The sequence below is a fragment of the Rhizobacter sp. J219 genome (assembly GCF_024700055.1).
GTDB lineage: Bacteria > Pseudomonadota > Gammaproteobacteria > Burkholderiales > Burkholderiaceae_C > Rhizobacter.
In genome coordinates this window covers 3,703,247-3,720,158 of sequence record NZ_JAJOND010000001.1, presented here as the reverse complement: position 1 = coordinate 3,720,158, position 16,912 = coordinate 3,703,247, and the positions used below count along the sequence as shown (strand labels likewise).

15 protein-coding genes are annotated in these 16,912 nt (G+C 71.2%); 3 read left to right on the top strand and 12 right to left on the bottom strand.

All coding sequences use genetic code 11. The features are described 5' to 3' along the window. Positions 1–6: 6 nt before the first annotated feature. The 6 genes from LRS03_RS17575 to LRS03_RS17550 form a co-directional block, all read right to left on the bottom strand. Positions 7–2,061, bottom strand: a complete 2,055-nt coding sequence (locus LRS03_RS17575; RefSeq protein WP_257827093.1) for an NADPH-dependent 2,4-dienoyl-CoA reductase — start codon at positions 2,059–2,061, stop codon at positions 7–9. Positions 2,062–2,109: 48 nt separating this feature from the next. Beyond that, positions 2,110–3,168, bottom strand: a complete 1,059-nt coding sequence (locus LRS03_RS17570) for a cytochrome P450 family protein (RefSeq protein WP_257827091.1) — start codon at positions 3,166–3,168, stop codon at positions 2,110–2,112. A gap of 93 nt (positions 3,169–3,261) precedes the next feature. Then, positions 3,262–4,425 carry an 8-amino-7-oxononanoate synthase gene (gene bioF, locus LRS03_RS17565; RefSeq protein WP_257827090.1) on the bottom strand — a complete coding sequence of 388 codons (1,164 nt, stop codon included), beginning with the start codon at positions 4,423–4,425 and terminating at the stop codon, positions 3,262–3,264. Next, the gene (gene bioD / locus LRS03_RS17560; RefSeq protein WP_257827088.1) at positions 4,422–5,090 is read right to left on the bottom strand and encodes a dethiobiotin synthase; all 669 of its coding nucleotides are present in this window, start codon (positions 5,088–5,090) and stop codon (positions 4,422–4,424) included. Before bioD ends, bioF begins: the two co-directional genes overlap by 4 nt. Beyond that, on the bottom strand, positions 5,087–6,403 hold the full coding sequence (gene bioA / locus LRS03_RS17555) for an adenosylmethionine--8-amino-7-oxononanoate transaminase (RefSeq protein ID WP_257827086.1): 1,317 nt from the start codon (positions 6,401–6,403) through the stop codon (positions 5,087–5,089). The genes bioD and bioA overlap by 4 nt, the downstream gene beginning before the upstream one ends. Further along, positions 6,400–6,912, bottom strand: coding sequence for a chorismate--pyruvate lyase family protein (locus tag LRS03_RS17550; protein WP_257827085.1), 513 nt, complete (start codon positions 6,910–6,912; stop codon positions 6,400–6,402). The genes bioA and LRS03_RS17550 overlap by 4 nt, the downstream gene beginning before the upstream one ends. Before the next feature lie 301 nt (positions 6,913–7,213). Between LRS03_RS17550 and pabB the strand changes: the two genes are divergently transcribed. Together pabB and LRS03_RS17540 are read left to right on the top strand one after the other, a co-directional pair. Further along, entirely contained in the window at positions 7,214–8,614 is a 1,401-nt protein-coding gene (pabB, locus tag LRS03_RS17545) for an aminodeoxychorismate synthase component I (RefSeq protein WP_257827083.1), read from the top strand. A gap of 1 nt (position 8,615) precedes the next feature. Next, positions 8,616–9,308, top strand: coding sequence for a hypothetical protein (locus LRS03_RS17540; RefSeq protein ID WP_257827081.1), 693 nt, complete (start codon positions 8,616–8,618; stop codon positions 9,306–9,308). A 3-nt stretch (positions 9,309–9,311) separates the two neighbouring features. On the opposite strand, the gene LRS03_RS17535 is transcribed toward LRS03_RS17540, so the two are convergent. Next, on the bottom strand, positions 9,312–11,117 hold the full coding sequence (locus tag LRS03_RS17535) for an AsmA family protein (RefSeq protein ID WP_257827080.1): 1,806 nt from the start codon (positions 11,115–11,117) through the stop codon (positions 9,312–9,314). Positions 11,118–11,209: 92 nt separating this feature from the next. On the opposite strand from LRS03_RS17535, the gene LRS03_RS17530 reads away from it, so the two are divergent. Then, entirely contained in the window at positions 11,210–12,835 is a 1,626-nt protein-coding gene (locus LRS03_RS17530) for a thioredoxin family protein (protein ID WP_257827078.1), read from the top strand. Here LRS03_RS17530 and LRS03_RS17525 read toward each other — a convergent pair. The 5 genes from LRS03_RS17525 to gstA form a co-directional block, all read right to left on the bottom strand. Beyond that, on the bottom strand, positions 12,810–13,790 hold the full coding sequence (locus tag LRS03_RS17525) for a lysylphosphatidylglycerol synthase domain-containing protein (protein WP_257827076.1): 981 nt from the start codon (positions 13,788–13,790) through the stop codon (positions 12,810–12,812). The two genes, LRS03_RS17530 and LRS03_RS17525, sit on opposite strands and share 26 nt — an antisense overlap. Then, the gene (gene clsB, locus LRS03_RS17520; protein WP_257827073.1) at positions 13,780–15,021 is read right to left on the bottom strand and encodes a cardiolipin synthase ClsB; all 1,242 of its coding nucleotides are present in this window, start codon (positions 15,019–15,021) and stop codon (positions 13,780–13,782) included. Before clsB ends, LRS03_RS17525 begins: the two co-directional genes overlap by 11 nt. Continuing rightward, a complete protein-coding gene (locus LRS03_RS17515) occupies positions 15,021–15,800 on the bottom strand; it encodes an endonuclease/exonuclease/phosphatase family protein (protein ID WP_257827071.1) in 780 nt (259 codons plus the stop codon). The genes clsB and LRS03_RS17515 overlap by 1 nt, the downstream gene beginning before the upstream one ends. A gap of 83 nt (positions 15,801–15,883) precedes the next feature. Beyond that, a complete protein-coding gene (locus tag LRS03_RS17510) occupies positions 15,884–16,243 on the bottom strand; it encodes a hypothetical protein (RefSeq protein WP_257827069.1) in 360 nt (119 codons plus the stop codon). 22 nt (positions 16,244–16,265) lie between these two features. Continuing rightward, entirely contained in the window at positions 16,266–16,874 is a 609-nt protein-coding gene (gene gstA / locus LRS03_RS17505) for a glutathione transferase GstA (RefSeq protein ID WP_257827067.1), read from the bottom strand. Positions 16,875–16,912 lie beyond the last annotated feature (38 nt).

Genomic DNA, 16,912 nt, shown 5'->3' with positions numbered 1-16,912 from the left:
TCAGACCTACAGCCGCGCAGCGAGTCGAGTGCCCTGATCGATCGCCCGCTTCGCATCCAGCTCCGCGGCCTCGTCGGCTCCCCCGATGAGATGCACCGACACCCCCGCCGCCTTCAACGGCTCCAGCAGCTCGCGCAAAGGCTCCTGCCCCGCGCACAGCACCACCGTGTCGCACTCGATGACCTGACCGTCCTGGCGCGCTTCGCCATAGGTGATGAAGAGCCCCTGCGGCGTGATGCGCTCGTAGTTCACGCCGCCGATCATCTCGACGCGTTTCATCTGCAGCGCGGCGCGGTGGATCCAGCCGGTGGTCTTGCCAAGTGTCTTGCCGAGCTTGCCGGGCTTGCGCTGCAGCAGCGTGACCTGGCGTGCCGGGGGTGCGGGCTGTGCACGTGTCACGCCGCCGCGCACCTGCTCGGGGTCGGCCACGCCCCACTCGGCGAGCCACTCCTGCAGGTTGAGCGTGGGCGAGTGGCCGGGTGCGGTGACGAGGTACTCGGCCACGTCGAAGCCGATGCCACCCGCGCCGATGATGGCCACCCGTTCGCCCACCGGCTTGCGGTGCAGCAGCACGTCGATGTAGCTCAGCACGTTGGGGCCGTCGCTGCCGGGGATCTTGGGGTCGCGCGGCGTGACGCCGGTGGCGAGGATCACTTCGTCGAAGTCGCGCAGGTCGGAGGCGCCCACGCGTGTGTCGAGCATGAGGTTGACGCCGGACGCCTGCAGCCGGCCGCTGAAGTAGCGCAGCGTCTCGGCGAACTCTTCCTTGCCGGGAATGCGCTTGGCCATGTTGAACTGGCCGCCGATCTCGGAGGCCGCATCGAAGAGTGTCACCGCATGGCCGCGCTCGGCCAGCGTGGTCGAGGCGGCCAGGCCCGCCGGGCCGGCACCGACGACGGCGATGCGCTTTTTCATCGGCGTGCGGCGGATCACGAGCGTGGTCTCGTGGCCGGCGCGCGGGTTCACCAGGCAGCTGGCGAGCTGCGCCTTGAAGGTGTGGTCGAGGCAGGCCTGGTTGCAGGCGATGCAGGTGTTGATGGTCTCGGGCTTGGCGGCCGCGGCTTTGTTGACGAAGGCCGGGTCGGCCAGCAGCGGTCGGGCCAGGCTCACCATGTCGGCGCAGCCGTCGGCCAGCACCTGTTCGCCGACCTCGGGCATGTTGATGCGGTTGCTGGTGACAAGCGGGATCGTGAGGCCGGCCGCGCGCAGCTCGGCGCGCATCTTCTTCGTGACCCACGCGAAGGCGCCGCGCGGCACGCTCGTGGCGATCGTCGGAATGCGCGCCTCGTGCCAGCCGATGCCGGTGTTGATGATCGTGGCGCCCGCCTGTGCCACTGCCTTGCCGAGCTGCACCGCCTCGGGCCAGGAGCTGCCGTCGGGGATGAGGTCGAGCATCGAGAGGCGGTAGATGAGGATGAAGTCCGGGCCTACCGCCTCGCGCACGCGCCGCACGATCTCGACCGCCAGGCGCATGCGGTTTTCATACGCGCCGCCCCACTCGTCATCACGCTGGTTGGTGTGCGTGACCAGGAACTGGTTGATGAAGTAGCCCTCGCTGCCCATGATCTCGACGCCGTCGTAGCCGGCTTCGCGGGCCAGCACCGAGCAGCGGATGAAGGCCTTGATCTGGCGCTCGATGCCACGCGCGCTCAGGGCGCGCGGCGTGAACGGCGAGATCGGCGACTGGATGCGCGACGGCGCCACGCAGAAAGGCTGGTAGCCATAGCGCCCGGTGTGCAGGATCTGCAGCGCGATCTTGCCGCCTTCGGCGTGCACCGCGTCGGTCACGAGCTTGTGGCGCCGGGCCGCCGCATGTGTCGACAGCGTGCCGGCGAAGGGCTTGGCCCAGCCTTCGATGTTGGGCGCGAAGCCGCCGGTGACCATCAGCCCGACGCCGCCGCGTGCACGCTCGGCGAAGAAGGCGGCCATCGCCGGGAAATGCTTGCGGCCGTCTTCCAGGCCGGTGTGCATGCTGCCCATCAGCACACGGTTCTTGAGGGTGGTGAAGCCGAGGTCGAGGGGGGCGAGCAGGTGGGGGTAGGCGCTGGGTTGGGGATTCATGGGCGCGATGCTAGGCGCGCCGCTTCGCTTCCGGTTAGAGGTTCACCCTCAGGTGTTGCCGAACTGCGCCAGGCGCCCGTTGGGCGACGGCCGGTGGTGCCAGTGGCGGGTGGCGGCCTCGATGGCGTCTGCGCCGTCCGCATGCCAGGCGCGCAGCAGCGCCATCGCGATGCCACGCGAGAGCGCCGCGCCCGGGCAGGCATGGCCGCCCAGGCCCCAGGTGAAGCAGCGCGGGGCCGCACGTTGCAGGTCGAAGCGCTCGGGCTCGGGGTTGGCGGCGGGGTCGCGGTTGGCGCTGGCGAGCAGCACGAGGAGGGCGTCGCCGGGCTGAAGCGTCTGGCCGAGCACCTCGCAGGCCTCGGCGGCGAAACGGCGGGTGTTCTGCACCGGCGCGTCGTGGCGGGCCACTTCGAGCGCGAGCGTGTCGTCGAGCGCCGGGTCGGCGAGCCATCGCAGCCGCAGGCCGGGCTCGCGCTGCAGCGCGATGAGCGCCGCCCCCATCAGGCCGGCGGTTGCCTCGCAGGTCTGGGTGAAGAGGCCGACGCGGTTGGCGTCGTGGTCCAGGCGGGCGAGCAGCTCGGCGGCAGCCTCGCTGCCGGCCGCGCGGGTGGGCGCGTCGGCGGCCGGCGACCAGCCCGCGATGACCGCGCGCACCTGCTGCGGCGCGTCGCCGGGCTCGTCTCCTTGCAGCAGGTGCCACATCACCCGCACCGGGGCCTCGAAGAGCAGTGCATTCAGGGGCACTCTGGCGGGTGTGGCGCCCTGGCCGGCGACGTGGTGCACCGCCTCGGCCAGCGGCCACGCGCGCTGCAGGAACGCCGTGGCCCAGGCCTTGCCGCGCTGGTGCGCCGGCCCGTCGTTCTGCCGCATCAGCCCGCCGAACAAGGTGCCCGAAGCGGTGCCCAGCAGCGCCGCCGGCACCGGCTCGGCGGCAGGGCGCACCCGCAGGGCCGGGTGGCGCAGCACCGCCTCGACGGCCTGGGCGCTGCTGGCGATCCACAGCTTGAGCGCGTCGTCGTGGTGGAAGCCCTGCGGCGATGCCGCCCGCAGCGCGGCGTACAGCGGGTAGGGGTCGGCGGCGCTCGGAGCGGCCAGCAAGGGGTGCATGAGATGGGGTGGCGTCGTGGACATGCCGACAGTCTGGGCGCTGCCGACCGCGGATTGTTTCGACGTGGGTCGAAGGGTGCGCGGGGCTGCGCGTCAGAGTGTCTGCAGCTCGGCCAGCGCGTCGAGCAGCCGGGCGACGTCGGCCTCGCCATGCGCGGCCGAAAGCGAGATGCGCAGCCGCGCCGTGCCTTCGGGCACCGTAGGCGGCCGGATCGCCGGCACCCACAGGCCACGCTCGCGCAGCGCGTCCGACAGCGCCAGCGCGCGGGCGTTGTCGCCCACGATGAGCGGCTGGATGGCGGTGTCGGACTGCAGCAGCCGCCAGGGCAGCGTGGCCATGCCGGCGCGCAGCTGGGCCACGAGCTGGCGCAGGTGCGGCTGTCGCCAGGGTTCGTCGGCGATCACCTGCAGGCCGGCGCCGACGGCGGCCACCGCCATCGCCGGCAGCGCGGTGGCAAAGATGTAGGTGCGGGCCCGCTGCAGGACCCATTCGACGAGCTGGGCCTCGCCCGCGACGAAGGCGCCGGCGCAGCCCAGGGCCTTGCCGAGCGTGGCCATGTAGACGAGGCGCGGCGACTCGGCGATGCCGGCCAGCGCCGCGCTGCCGCGGCCGCCCGGGCCGAGCACGCCGAAGCCATGCGCGTCGTCGACCATCAGGAGCGCGTCGTGCCGCTCGCACAGCGCCAGAAGCTCGCGCAGCGGGGCGATGTTGCCGTCCATGCTGAACACCGCATCGGTGACCACCAGCTTGCGCTGCGCGGTCGACGCGGTCAGCTGCGCGGCGAGCGCGGCCAGGTCCACGTGAGGGTAGACATGCGCCTCGGCCCGCGACAGCCGCACGCCGTCGATCAGGCAGGCGTGGTTGAGCGCATCGCTGAACACCGCGTCGCCCCGGCCGACCAGCGCCGGCACCAGCCCCACGTTGGCGAGATAACCCGAGCCGAAGCACAGCGCCCGCGGCCGGCCGACGAAGGCGGCGAGCTGCGCCTCCAGCGCCTTGTGCGGCCCCTCGTGGCCACATACCAGGGGCGACGCGGTGGCGCCCACCCCGTAGCGCGCTGCGGCCTCTTGTGCAGCCGCGATCAGCGCCGGGTGCTGCGACAGGCCGAGGTAGTCGTTGCTGGCAAAGGACAGCAGCGTGCGCCCGTCGACCTGCAGCTGCGGGCCGTCCTTGGCCTGCACCACGCGGCGGGTGCGGCGCAGGCTGGCGGCGTCGAGTGCCGCGAGGCGGGCTTCGAAGGAGGCGGGCGCGTTCATCTTGGGACGCCGCTCCACTCGACTTGCCGTGGGTCGGGCACGGCCATCCGCGGCACGTCCGCCCACATCGGCGCCCCCAGCTTCTCTTGCAGGTAGGCGATGTTGTCGTCGGGCGAGGCCATCTGCGGATCGATGCGGTTCGCCACCCAGCCGGCGAGTGTGAGTCCGCGCGAGCGGATGGCTTCTGCGGTGAGCAGCGCGTGGTTGAGGCAGCCCAGGCGCAGGCCGACGACCAGCAGCACGGGCAGTTGCAGTGCCTGGGCGAGGTCGGCGCCGGTCTCGCGCTCGTTGAGCGGCACGAAGAAGCCGCCGGCGCCTTCGACCACCACCGCATCGGCGAGCGCGGCGAGCTGGTGGTAGCGCTCGACCAGCAGCGGCAGCTCGATGCGCACGCCGGCCGCCCGTGCCGCGAGGTGCGGCGACATCGGCAGCGGCAGGCAGTAGGGGTTGTCGAGTTCGCGCGGCACCTGGATGGAGCCGCAGGCGCGCATCGCCACCGCGTCTTCGTTGTCGTCGCCGTGGGCCATGGCCACCGTGCCCGCGGCCACCGGCTTCATGCCGGCGACACGCGCGTGCCGCGTGCGCAGGTGCAGCAGAAGCGCCGAGCTGATGAGCGTCTTGCCGACTTCGGTGTCGGTGCCCGTCACGAAGTAACCGACCGTCATGTCGCGAGTGCGTCGTTCAGGGCCGCCAACGCACCTTCGGCGAGCCACGCCGACTCTTCCTCGTCGATCACGTAGGGCGGCATGAAGTACAGCGTGTTGGCGATCGGGCGCAGCAGCAGGCCGCGTTGCAGCGCGGCCATGTGGTAGCGGCGCGCGAAGGCGGGGTCGTCGGTGGCGATGTCGAAGCCCCACATCATGCCGATCTGGCGCGTGCGCAAGACCTTGTCGTGCTGCATCAGCGGCGCGCACAGCGCGGTGAGGCGCGCGGCGGTCTCGCGGTTGGCGGCCATCCAGTCGCGCTGCTCGAAGACTTCGAGCACCGCGAGCGCCGCGCGGCAGGCGAGCGGGTTGCCGGTGTACGAATGCGAATGCAGGAAGCCGCGGGCCACGCGGTCGTCGTAGAAGGCCGCGTAGACCTCGTCGGTGGTGAGCACCAGCGACAGCGGCAGCGTGCCGCTCGTGAGGCCTTTCGACAGGCACATGAAGTCGGGCCGGATGCCCTTGGGGCCGGCCTGCTCGCAGGCGAAGAGCGTGCCGGTGCGGCCAAAGCCCACCGCGATCTCGTCGGCGACGAGGTGCACCTCGTAGTGGTCGCACAGGGCGCGCGCCTCGCGCAGGTACTCGGGGTCGTAGGTGGCGATGCCGGCGGCGCACTGCACCAGCGGCTCGACGATGAGCGCGGCCGTCTCGGCGTGGTGCACCTCGAGGTAGGCCTTCAGGGCCTGCACGCAGTGCCGGGTGTGCTCTTCGGCCGAGACACCGGGTGCCGCCTTGCGCGCATCGGGTGTGGGCACCGTGGCGCTGATGCGCAGCAGCGGGCCGTAGGCATCGCGGAAGAGCGGGATGTCGGTGACCGACAGTGCGCCGGCGGTCTCGCCGTGGTAGCCGTTGCGCAGGCCGATGAAGCGCGTCTTGCGGAAGCGCCCGTGGTTGCGCCAGTAGTGCGCGCTCATCTTGAGGGCGATCTCGGTGGCCGATGCGCCGTCGCTCGCATAGAACGCGTGGCCGAGGCCGGTCAGCGCGCCGAGCTTTTCAGACAGCGCCACCACCGGCTCGTGCGTGCAGCCGGCAAGCATCACGTGCGCGAGCGTGTCGAGCTGCCGGTGCAGCGCGCCGGTGATGTGCGGGTGACCGTGGCCGAAGAGATTGACCCACCAGGAGCTGATGCCGTCGAGGTAACGCTTGCCGTCGGGGTCGTAGAGCCACAGACCTTGTGCGCGCGCCACGGGCAGCGGCGGCAGGGTCTCGTGCTGCTTCATCTGGCTGCACGGGTGCCAGACGGCCCGCGTGCTGCGTTCGGACAACGCGCTCATGGGCTCACCACCATGCCGCTGCGGAAGGTTTCGAAGATGAACATCAGCGGGCCTTGTTCGGTGACGATGCGGTAGGCGCGGCTGGCGCGCAGGTCGGGCTGGCCGACGTGGTGCCACAGCGCGCCTTCGATCTCGGGGGTGCTCGCGCGCGGCTCGCGCTTCACGAAGAGGTGCTGCAGCAGGTGGCCGATCGGCGCCTTGCCTTCGTTCAGCTGGTCGACGAACCAGTCGGGCACGGCATCGAGGCGGGTGTAGGAAAGGTTGTCCATCAGCACACGGCCGTGGGCGTGCAGGCTCGTCACGCGGTGCAGGAAGCGCTGGCCGCCGAGCGCCTCGCGCACCGCCTGCGGCACCTCGTCGGTCTGCTGCTGGAAGAGCAGCTCGACCTGCATCGGCGCCTGCGCGATCGCTTCGCACACACGCGTGGTCGAGCCGTCGAGGGCCATCAGCGCGCGCAGCAAGGGCGCGTGCGACGGGTCAGTGGGAAAGGGCTGTCGATCTACACTCATTTGCTTCTTCTAGGGCCTGTTCACACTAAATGAGCACCCACGTGACTCAACAAAAGCCCGCCAACGAGGCGCAAAGCGCAGCTGTAGCACTTGCTACAGCGAGCATTTGCAACGCTGTGGGCGGGCTTTTGCTGAGATCACCCGGAGGGCCGGGGCCTGAAGGCGCGTGCGGCGGTGTTGCAGCGTCGTTGTGTGCCATAGGCACACAACGACGCTGCGCCTTGCCGCTCACGCCTTCAGGCCCCGGCGTGGGTGCTCATTTAGTGTGAACAGGCCCTAGTTGTTCGTCCCCAGGACATCCGTGAAACCCAGCATCGTAACGGTCACGCTTGCCGCGACGCCGCAAGACCTCTACGCACGCTTGGGCGCTGTCGATGGCACGGTGCTGCTCGAAAGCAGCAAGCAGATGCCGGGCTTGAGCGGCTGGTCGTGGGTGACGGGCCCCGCCGTCGCCACGCTGGAGACGCGTGGCGAGACGACGACACTCATCGACGCGGTCGGCAAGCGTGTCCTCGCGCAATGGGCCGACCCCTTCGAGGCGATCGAGGCGGTGCTGTCGACGCTGCGCGCCGATGCCACGGCACGCCCCGCCGGCCTCGGGTTCGCCGGTGGGCTGGTCGGCCACCTCGGCTACGACCTTGCACGCTTCGTCGAGCGCCTGCCGGTGATCGCCGCCGACGAGCCCGCGCTGCCGGCGATGCGCCTGCACCTGTGCGACCACCTCTACGCCCACGACCATGCGAGCGGCACCTGGTACTGGTGCGAGATGGCCACGCCCTGGGGCGAGGCCGCGGCGCGCGAGCGCGTGTGGGCCACGACCCGCGCCTGCGCCAACGCGCGCACGCCGGGGAGCGGCCGTTTCCAGGCGGGCGAGCCGCAGTCGCGCACGCCGCCCGGGCGCTACCTCGGCCAGGTGCAGCAGGTGCTCGACTACATCGCAGCTGGCGACATCTTCCAGGCCAACCTGTCACACCGGCTCGAAGCGGCGTTCGAGGGCGATCCGTATGCGCTGTACCGCGCGCTGACCGCGCGCAACCCGGCGCCGTTTTCGGCCTACCTGCCGGGCGAGGGGTATGCGATGGCGAGCGTGTCGCCCGAGCGCTTCCTCAAGCTCGACCCGACCCCCGAAGGCCGTGTGGTGACCGCGCGGCCGATCAAGGGCACGCTGCCGCGTGACGCCGACCCGGCGCGCGACGAAGCGCAGCGCCTCGCGCTGACGCACAGCGTGAAGGACCGGGCCGAGAACCTGATGATCGTCGACCTGATGCGCAACGACCTCGGTCGTGTGGCGCAGGTGGGTAGCGTGAAGGTCGAGCGCCTCTTCGAGGCCGAGCCGCACCCGAGCGTGTGGCAGCTCGTCTCGACCATCCGTGCGACGCTGCGCGACGACAAGCGGGTGGCCGACCTGCTGCGCGCCTGCTGGCCGCCGGGCTCGATGACCGGCGCGCCCAAGGTGCGGGCGATGGAGATCATCGAAGAACTGGAGCCGGTGCGCCGTGGGCCCTATGCGGGGGCGATCGGCTATCTGGATGCGAGCGGTGCGATGGACCTGTCGGTGGTGATCCGCACGGCCATCGTGCACGGCTCGCGGGTAATGCTGCAGCTCGGCGGGGCGGTGGTGGCTGATTCCGACCCGGCGAAGGAATTGGCCGAGACCGAGGCCAAGGGCCGCTTCATCGTGCAGGCCCTGAAAGGCGGCTGACGTGGCCACCGGCTTGACGACAGCGCACAGCCGCCGCCTGCGCGAGATCTGGCGCTCGGCGGGCTGGCCTTGCCAGGACTTGCTGGAAGTCGAGCTGCTCGCGGCCGGCTTCATCGAGCGGGTGCGCCAGCCGAGCGGCCACGAGACGCTGCGCGTGACCGACGCCGGCATCGCATTGCTGGCCGACACGCTGCAGCGCAATCGCGCACGGCGCGATGCGCACGAGGATTTGGTGGAGCGCGTCGCCCGCGAGATGACACGTGCCGGCCGCCTGGCCTGGCGCGGCCTCGCCCTGCGCGCCAAGGTGGGCGAGGCTGACGAGGCGCAATGGGTGATGGCGATGCCCGATGTGTTCTCCATCCGCCACACGACCGTCGAGGCCTACCTCGAGCCCATCGTGCACGAGATCAAGGTGAGCCGCGCCGACCTGCTGTCGGACCTGCGGCGCGAGGCCAAGCGCAGCGCCTACCTGCAGCTCTCCAGCGAGTGTTGGTACGTGATCGCGCGTGGCATCGCCGAGGCCGACGAGATCCCGCCCGACTTCGGCGTCATGGCGGCCGAAGGGGCGGCGCTGGAGGTGCTGCGGCCGGCGCCGAAGCGGGCGATGAGCATGTCGCTGCCGCTGTGGATGGCGCTGGCGCGCGCCACGCCGATCGACGGCTGGCAGCACGACGACGCGCAGGGGTTGCTCTAGACCTTAGCCGCAGCGACCGGTCGCGGGGGCGGCCTCGCGCTGCGCCAGCTCCACCTTGGCGGCGCGAAACGTGCCCTGCGCGACGATCGAGGCCGGCAGCGTGCCGCCATGCGGTTGTGGCGTTAGCACGAGCGCCCAGCTCTCGTCGGCGAGGTGCACGCTGCCCACACCGTTCACCTGGGTACGCTCGGTCTCGAGCACCATCGAGCGCGTGCGGCCCACGCCGCCCGAGAAGGCGAGCGACACCGCGCCGCAGCGGATGGGCACCGGCTTGTCGCCGCCCAGCAGTGAACCGAGCATGCGGCCGGCGTGCAGGCCGAGGCGCGCGTCGAGCTTCCGGGGAATGCTGCCGCCGGCAAAGCGCAGGTCGAGCTGGCCGTCGATGCCGTCCCACCAGTCGGCCCAGGTCGCGCCGAGGGTGCTCAGCGTGAGCTGGCCGTCGACCGCCGGCCACTGCACGCCGGCCTGCTGCGACAAGGCGGGCCACAGCTGCACCAGCTTCACCCCGTCGGCCTGCAGCTGCAGGGTCACCGCGGGTGCGCGGGAGCGGGTGTCGACGCGGAAGCGGCCCTGCCAGCGGCCGCCGGCGAGTTCGCCCCGTTGCAGCTGCACCTGCACCTCGCCGCCGGCCAGCGTGGCGGTGGCCTGCAACTGGTGGGCGTCGGGCCACTTCGGCACCCGCAGCGTGTCGACCTTCAGCGTGACGTGGCCGTCGAGGGCACGCAGGGTGTCGAGCGGCACGGCGCGCTGCGGCAGCACGCGGGTGGACGAGACCGGCCGGGCGCCGGGGTCGACGAGCGGCCGCGCTCCTTTGCGCGAGGGCAGGTCTTCAAGCCGCAGCCGCTGGCTGTGCAGCGTGGCCCGCAGCGAGGCGCGCCGCTCGCGTCGTGCCCCCGCAGCCGGTGTGTAGCTCGCCTCTCCGGCGAGGTCGGAGCGGCCGAGAGAGATGCGGGCCTGGTGGGCGTCCCAGCGCAGGCCGGTGCGCACCACCCGGCCCTCGAAGCGATAGGGCTGCGACTCGGGCCACTGCGCGCGCGGCAGGAAGGGCTGCAGCTGCGCGAGCGTGTCGCCCTGCAGCTGCACCTGCGCGTCGACCGCCGACAGGCGCATCAGGTCGGCGATGTGGCCCTGCAGCGCGAGCGTCGTCTCACCGCTGCGCGCCTCGCCGCGCACGGGAAAGCGCTCGCCGGTGTCGACCATGCTGAGCACCGGCCCCGCGTCCGCCCGGCCCGACCAGTCGGCGCCACCATAGCGGCCCTTGAACGCGACCTGCTGGGTGTGGCCGTCGCGCGGCTCGGCCAGCGGGGTGGAGACGGCTTCCAGCACGAGCCCGAGGCCGCGGTGGTGGAGCGTGAGGCGGCTGCGTTCGGCCTGCAGGCGCTGGACGCGCAGGCGGGCGCCGCCACGGTCATCGGGGCGGGTGAGGCGCCAATTGCGCAGGCCGTCTGGCTGGCGCTGCAGGTCGATGTCGGCCTCCACCAGCTCCATCTTGCGCATCACGCGCACCTGCGACATCAGCGAGGCCCAGTCGAAGGTGAAGCGGGCCTCGCGGGCGGTGATGAAGGGTCGCCCGCCACTGGCCCAGGGGGCGTTGGCCACGCGCAGGCCGCGCAGGCGCACGACGGGCTGCCAGTCGGCGTCGAGGCGGATCTGCAGGTCGTCGAGCTGCACCTCCCGCTTCGAGGTGTGCTCCAGGTAGCGCACGAGCGCCGGGCGGGCCCAGTTCCAGTCGGCCGCGAGCAGGCTCAGCACGGCGAGCACGCCGAGGGCGACCAGCACGGCGGTGAGGTGGCGCGGCGGCGGGTTCATCCGCGTCGATGCTAGGCACGGCGGGCCAGGCCGTCGCCAGGCCAACCCCGCGTTTGCGTGTAGGACGCCGGTGCCGCGCTACGCTCGCGCTCATGTTGCTGCGCTGCCTGTCCTGCATTGCCCTGTCTGCCCTGGCGGCGTGCCAGCGGCCCGAGCCCGCCGTGCGGGTCAAAACGGCCGCCAGCACGCCGGCCCTGGTCGTGCCGGCGCCGATCGGCGGCACGGCGGCCAAGGGCATCGCCTGGCTGTCGGCGAGCACCGATGCCGAGGTCGACGCGGCGTTCGCGCAGGCGCGCGAGCTGCACAAGCCAGTGCTCTTGTACTGGGGCGCCGAGTGGTGCCCGCCGTGCAACCAGCTCAAGGCCACGCTCTTCAACCGGCAGGACTTCATCGAGCGCACCCGCGCCTTCGTGCCGGTCTACATCGACGGAGACCGCCCCGGCGCGCAGAAGCTCGGCGCGCGTTTCAAGGTGCGCGGCTACCCGACGCTGGTGCTGCTGAGCCCCGCCGGGCAGGAGATGACCCGCCTGCCGGGCGAGGTCGACGCACAGCAGATCACGCAGGTGCTGACGCTGGGCCTCGCGATGCAGCGGCCGGTGAAGGCGGTGCTGGCCGATGCACGCGCCGGCCGGGCCTTGAGCGCCAACGAATGGAAGCTGCTCGCCTTCTATGCCTGGGAGGCCGACGCGAGCGACGAGCAGACCCAGGTGCTGCCGCCGAAGGAGCTGCCGGCCACGCTGCGGGCTCTTGCCGCGGCCTGCCCGCCGGAGCAGGCCGACGCGGGCACGCGCCTCTTCCTCAAGGCCTGGGCGGCCGGTGCGGTGCCGCCGCCCGACGCGCGGGCACGCGAGCGTTTCCTCGCGGTGCTGCGCAGCGCCGAAGCTTCGCGGGTGCACATGGACGTGCTGGCCAACCACGCCGAGGCCTTGGCGAAGGCCTTCGCACCACCGGCCGGCTCGCGCGACCGGGCCTCGCTCGTCGACACCTTCGATGCCGCCCTGGCGGGCCTCGCCAACGACATGACGCTCTCGCGGGCCGATCGTGTGGGGGCCTCGATCGCGCGGGTGCAGCTGGCGCGGCTCGGCGCCGCCAAGGGCACGCCGTCGGGTGTGCCGCCGGCGCTGCTGAGCGACATCCGCGAGCAGGTCACGCGCCTGGACCGCGAGACGACCGACGGCTACGAGCGCCAGGCCGTCATCACCGCCGCGGCCTACCTGCTGCGCGAGGCGGGCGCCGGCCCCGACTCGGACGCGCTGCTCAAGGCCAACCTCGCGCGCAGCCATTCGCCCTATTACCTGATGTCGGGCCTGGCGAGCAACGCGAAGAAGCGCGGCGACACCGCCGAGGCGCTGCGCTGGAGCGAAGAGGCGTGGCGCCGCAGCGAAGGGCCGGCGACACGCCTGCAGTGGGGCGCGAGCCACGTGGCCACGCTGGTCGAGCTGGCGCCGCAGGACGAGCAGCGCATCGAGGCCGCGGTGCTGCAGGTGCTGCGTGAGGCGGCCGGGCAGCCGAATGCGTTCTACGAGCGCAGCGCACGGTCGCTGCAGCGGGTGGGCAGCACGTTGGCGGCCTGGCAGAAGACACCGGGCCATGCCGATGCGATGAAGCGGCTGCAGGCCGAACTCGACGCCCTGTGCGCCGCCGTGCCCGAGGCCGATGCGCAGCGCGACACCTGCCGCGGCATCCTGTCCGTCAAGCCGAAGCTGCCCTCAGCCTGAGAACTTCGAAGCCGAGGTAGAGCAGGGCGGCGAGCGCCAGCGGCACCAGGTAGTACACCGCGCGGTAGACGAGCAGCGCGGCCAGCAGCGGGCTCTGCGCCACGGGCGGCGAGAGCAGTGCGATGAACACCGCTTCGAGCACGCCCAGCCCCGCCGGCACATGGGTGGCCACGCCAGCCACCGCGGCGGCCAGCAGCGCGGCGAGCGCGGCGGGGTAGCCCACGTGGGCCTGCAGCAGCAGGTAGACGGTGGCGCCGATCAGCGCCCAGTTGGCGGTCGACATCACGAGCTGCAGCAGTGCCATGCGGCCCGAGGGCAGGTGCAGTTCGTGGCCGCGCACGGTGAGCGTGCGCCGCGGCGAGAAGAAGCACAGGCCCACGTAGCCAAGCGGCAGCGCGAACAGCACCGCACCCAGCACACGCAGCGCGCCGCCGCCGATCGACCATTCGGCGGGCACCTCGATCGGCTGCAGCAGGCACACCACGCCGGCGAGCACGCCGTAGCCCAGCCAGTTGGTCAGCATGCTGAAGCCATACACCCGCGAGATCGTGGCCGCGTCGAGCCCCTGGCGGGTGTAGAGCCTGATGCGGAAGGCGAGGCCCCCCACCAGCGCGCCGAAGTTGAGGTTGAAGGCGTAGCTGATGAAGGTGGTGGCGAGCACTCGCGGTGTGGGCAGGTCGTGGCCCGCGTAGCGCCGGCTGAGCAGGTCGAAGGTGGCATAGAGCGCATGGCTCGTGATCGCGAGCAGGGCCGCGCCGGCGAGGGTCGTGGCCGGGTAGTCGGCGATCGAGCCGAGCACCTCGCCCCACTCCACCGTGCGGGCATGGCGCACGATCAGCCACAGCACGCCCGCGAAGAAGAGCGCCGACGCCGTGCGTTTGGCCGCCGGCCACCAGGCGCGGCGCGTGAGCGGCACGCGCGGCGTCGCGCGGGGGTGCGTGAGTTCAGAGGCCATGGTGGACCTGCGGCGGCTTGGCGGGTTCGTCGCCATGCGCGTTCACGAGGGCCGGGGTGTGCCGCGGCAGCCAGCTGGCCCAGTAGGGGAAGCGGCGCAGCACGTGGAAGACGACGAAGCTGCGCACCACCTGCCAGGCCGTCGGCTTGCCGTCGCCTTCGGCCGCCACCTCGCGGCAGCTTTCGCAGACGAGCTTGTCCAGCCGCTCGGCCAGCTGCTGGTTGAAGGCGCGGTCGCGGATGACGACGTTGGCTTCGAGGTTGAGCGCGAGGCTCAGCGGGTCGAGGTTGCTCGACCCGACGGTCGCCCATTCATCATCGGCCAGCGCCACCTTGCCGTGGAACGGGCGCTGGCAGTACTCGTAGATCTTTACGCCGGCGCGCAGCAGGTGGTCGTGCAGCAGCTCGGCGCCGAACTTCACGATCGGCATGTCGGGCGTGCCTTGCAGGATGAGGCGCACGTCGACGCCGCGGCGTGCGGCCCGGCGCAGCTCGCGCAGCAGCCGGTAGCCGGGGAAGAAATACGCGTTGGCGATCCACACGCGCTTTTTCGCCGAGCGGATGGCCACGCGGTAGAGGCGCTCGATGTCGTCGCGGTGGTCGTGGTTGTCGCGGGTGACAAAGAGGGCGTGCGCGGTGCCGGCATGCGGCTGTGCGCTGCGGGGGGGCGCGGGCCGGCGCTGGAACCACCAGCGCCGCGGCCCGTGCGGCTCCTTGATGGCGGCGCGCACGAAGCGGTGGATGTCGGCCACGACCGGGCCGCGCACCCGCACCGAGTAGTCCTGCTTGGCCTCGGGGCCGAAGTCGAGCAGGTGGTCGGCCGAGTAGTTGATGCCGCCCACGAACGCCAGCTCACCGTCGACCACGACGATCTTGCGGTGCATGCGGCGCAGCACGTTGGCGCGGATGCCGAAGAGCGGCTTCTGCGGATCGAACACCCGCAGGCGCACGCCGGCCGCGGTCAGCTCGCCGATGAAACGCTCCGACAGGTCGGGCGAGCCGAAGCCGTCGACCAGCAAGTCGACCTGCAAGCCGCGCCGGGCGGCCTCGACCAGCACCTGGTGCAGCGCGAGGCCGACCTTGTCTTCGAAGAGGATGAAGGTTTCGAGGATGACCTCGTGCGTCGCCTGGGCGATGGCCTCGAACACTGCGGGGAAGAAGGCTTCGCCGTTCTCCAGCAGCGTGAAGTCGTTGCCCGGCTGCCAGTGGGCGCGTTCGGTGTGTCGGGACATCACAGGGAGATCTCCGCGACGAGCGGCGCGTGGTCCGACAGATGTGACCACGGCCGGCGCGGCAGCACCACCGGCGAGTGGATGCGGGCATGGCGCACGTAGATGCGGTCGAGCGCGAGCACCGGCCAGCGGGCGGGGAAAGTGCGCACGTGTTCGCCATGCGCATGCACGAACACTTCGCGCAGGCCGCAGCTGCGCTCGAGGATGGGGTTGGCGCGGTGGCGCCAGTCGTTGAAATCACCGGCCACGACCAGCGGCGCGTCGGCCGGCACTTCGGTCTGCACGAGCTTGCACAGAAGGTCGAGCTGGCGCTTGCGGTGTGACTCCTTCAGGCCCAGGTGCACGCAAATGGCATGCAGCTTCAGGTCGTGCGTGGGCACGCGCAGCACGCAGTGCAGCAGGCCGCGTCGCTCGGGGCCGGCGATCGAGACGTCGTGGTTGCGGTAGTGCTCGATCGGGAATTTCGACAGCACCGCATTGCCGTGGTGGCCGTGCGGGTAGACGGCGTTGCGGCCGTAGGCGAACTCCGGCCAGATCTCGTCGGCCAGGAATTCGTAGTGCGGGTCCTGCGGGAAGTTGAGGAACTTCGACGGGTGTTTCTCGTGCGCGCCCTGCACTTCCTGCAGGAAGACCACGTCGGCCCCCACCGAGCGCACGGCCTCGCGCAGTTCGTGCAGGATGAACTTGCGGTTGAAGAAGGTGAAACCCTTGTGGGTGTTCACCGTCATCACCTTGAAGGCGAGGTCGGGCGTGGTTCGATCGGGCGGGTTCCGGGACATGCCCGGTTTTTTACCGTCAGGCCTTGCCGCGGCCTGTAGGACAAGGCCGCCGCCGGGCGCAGGCCGCGTTCTCGATCACGGCGTCAGGGTGGGGCCGCTCGCGTTTTCAGCTGCACCTCGTACTGCGCATGGCGGCTGCGGTCACCGAAGAGCAGCGTGTGGCCGGCCCAGCGGTAGCTGGAGAGGAACTCGGCGATCTGCATGTTGCCGTGCATCGTGATGCCGACCATCAGGCCCTGCTCGAAGCTCAGCACGTAGCGGATGTCGTCGACGCGCAGCGTGAGCGTGCCGTCCGCGTCGATGTGTGCCTGCAGCGGGCCGCAGGTCGGTGCGTTGGCATTGAGGGTGACGCACATCTGCGCGTCGTAGTGGCCCGGTGCGGGCGTGGCCGGGGCGGTGCCGGTGGCGGCAGTTGCGGCCACCAGCAGCGGGAGCATCAACATGGTGCGTGCTCCAGTGCGTGCTTCACTTGAGCAGCCCTTCGGCCTTGAGCGCGGCCTGCACCGCCGGGCGTGCCGACATGCGCGCGATGAAGGCCGTGAGGTGGGGGAAGGGCGTGAGGTCGACGCCCACGTGTCGCGACCAGTTCGCCACCACGTAGAGGTAGGTGTCGGCCACGCTGAACGCCTCGCCCAGCAGGTAGGACTTGCCGGCGAGCTGGTCATTGACGTAGGCCAGGCGGCCGTTGATGCGGCTCTTGGCGGCGTTCTTGATCTCGTCGCTGCTGCCGGGGCTGAAGAGCGGGCTGTAGGCCTTGTGCAGCTCGGTGCCGGTGAAGGTCAGCCACTCCTGCAGGCGGTAGCGGGCCATCGTGCCCCAGGCCGGCGCCAGGTTCTTCTCGGGCACCTGGTCGGCCACGTACTGCTGGATGGCGGCCACCTCGGTCAGGCGCTCGCCGTTGTCGAGCTCGAGCAGCGGCACGTAGCCCTTGGGGTTGATCACGTAGTAGTCGGTGCCGTCTTGCAGCTTGTGAGTCTTGGTGCTGGCCAGCACCAGGTCGAAGGGCAGGCCCGCTTCGCGCAGGGTGATGTGGACGGAGAGCGAACAGGCGCCGGGGCTGTAATAGAGCTTCATGGTCCTCCTGATGTCGTGGATGAGGGGGCGGTCATTAC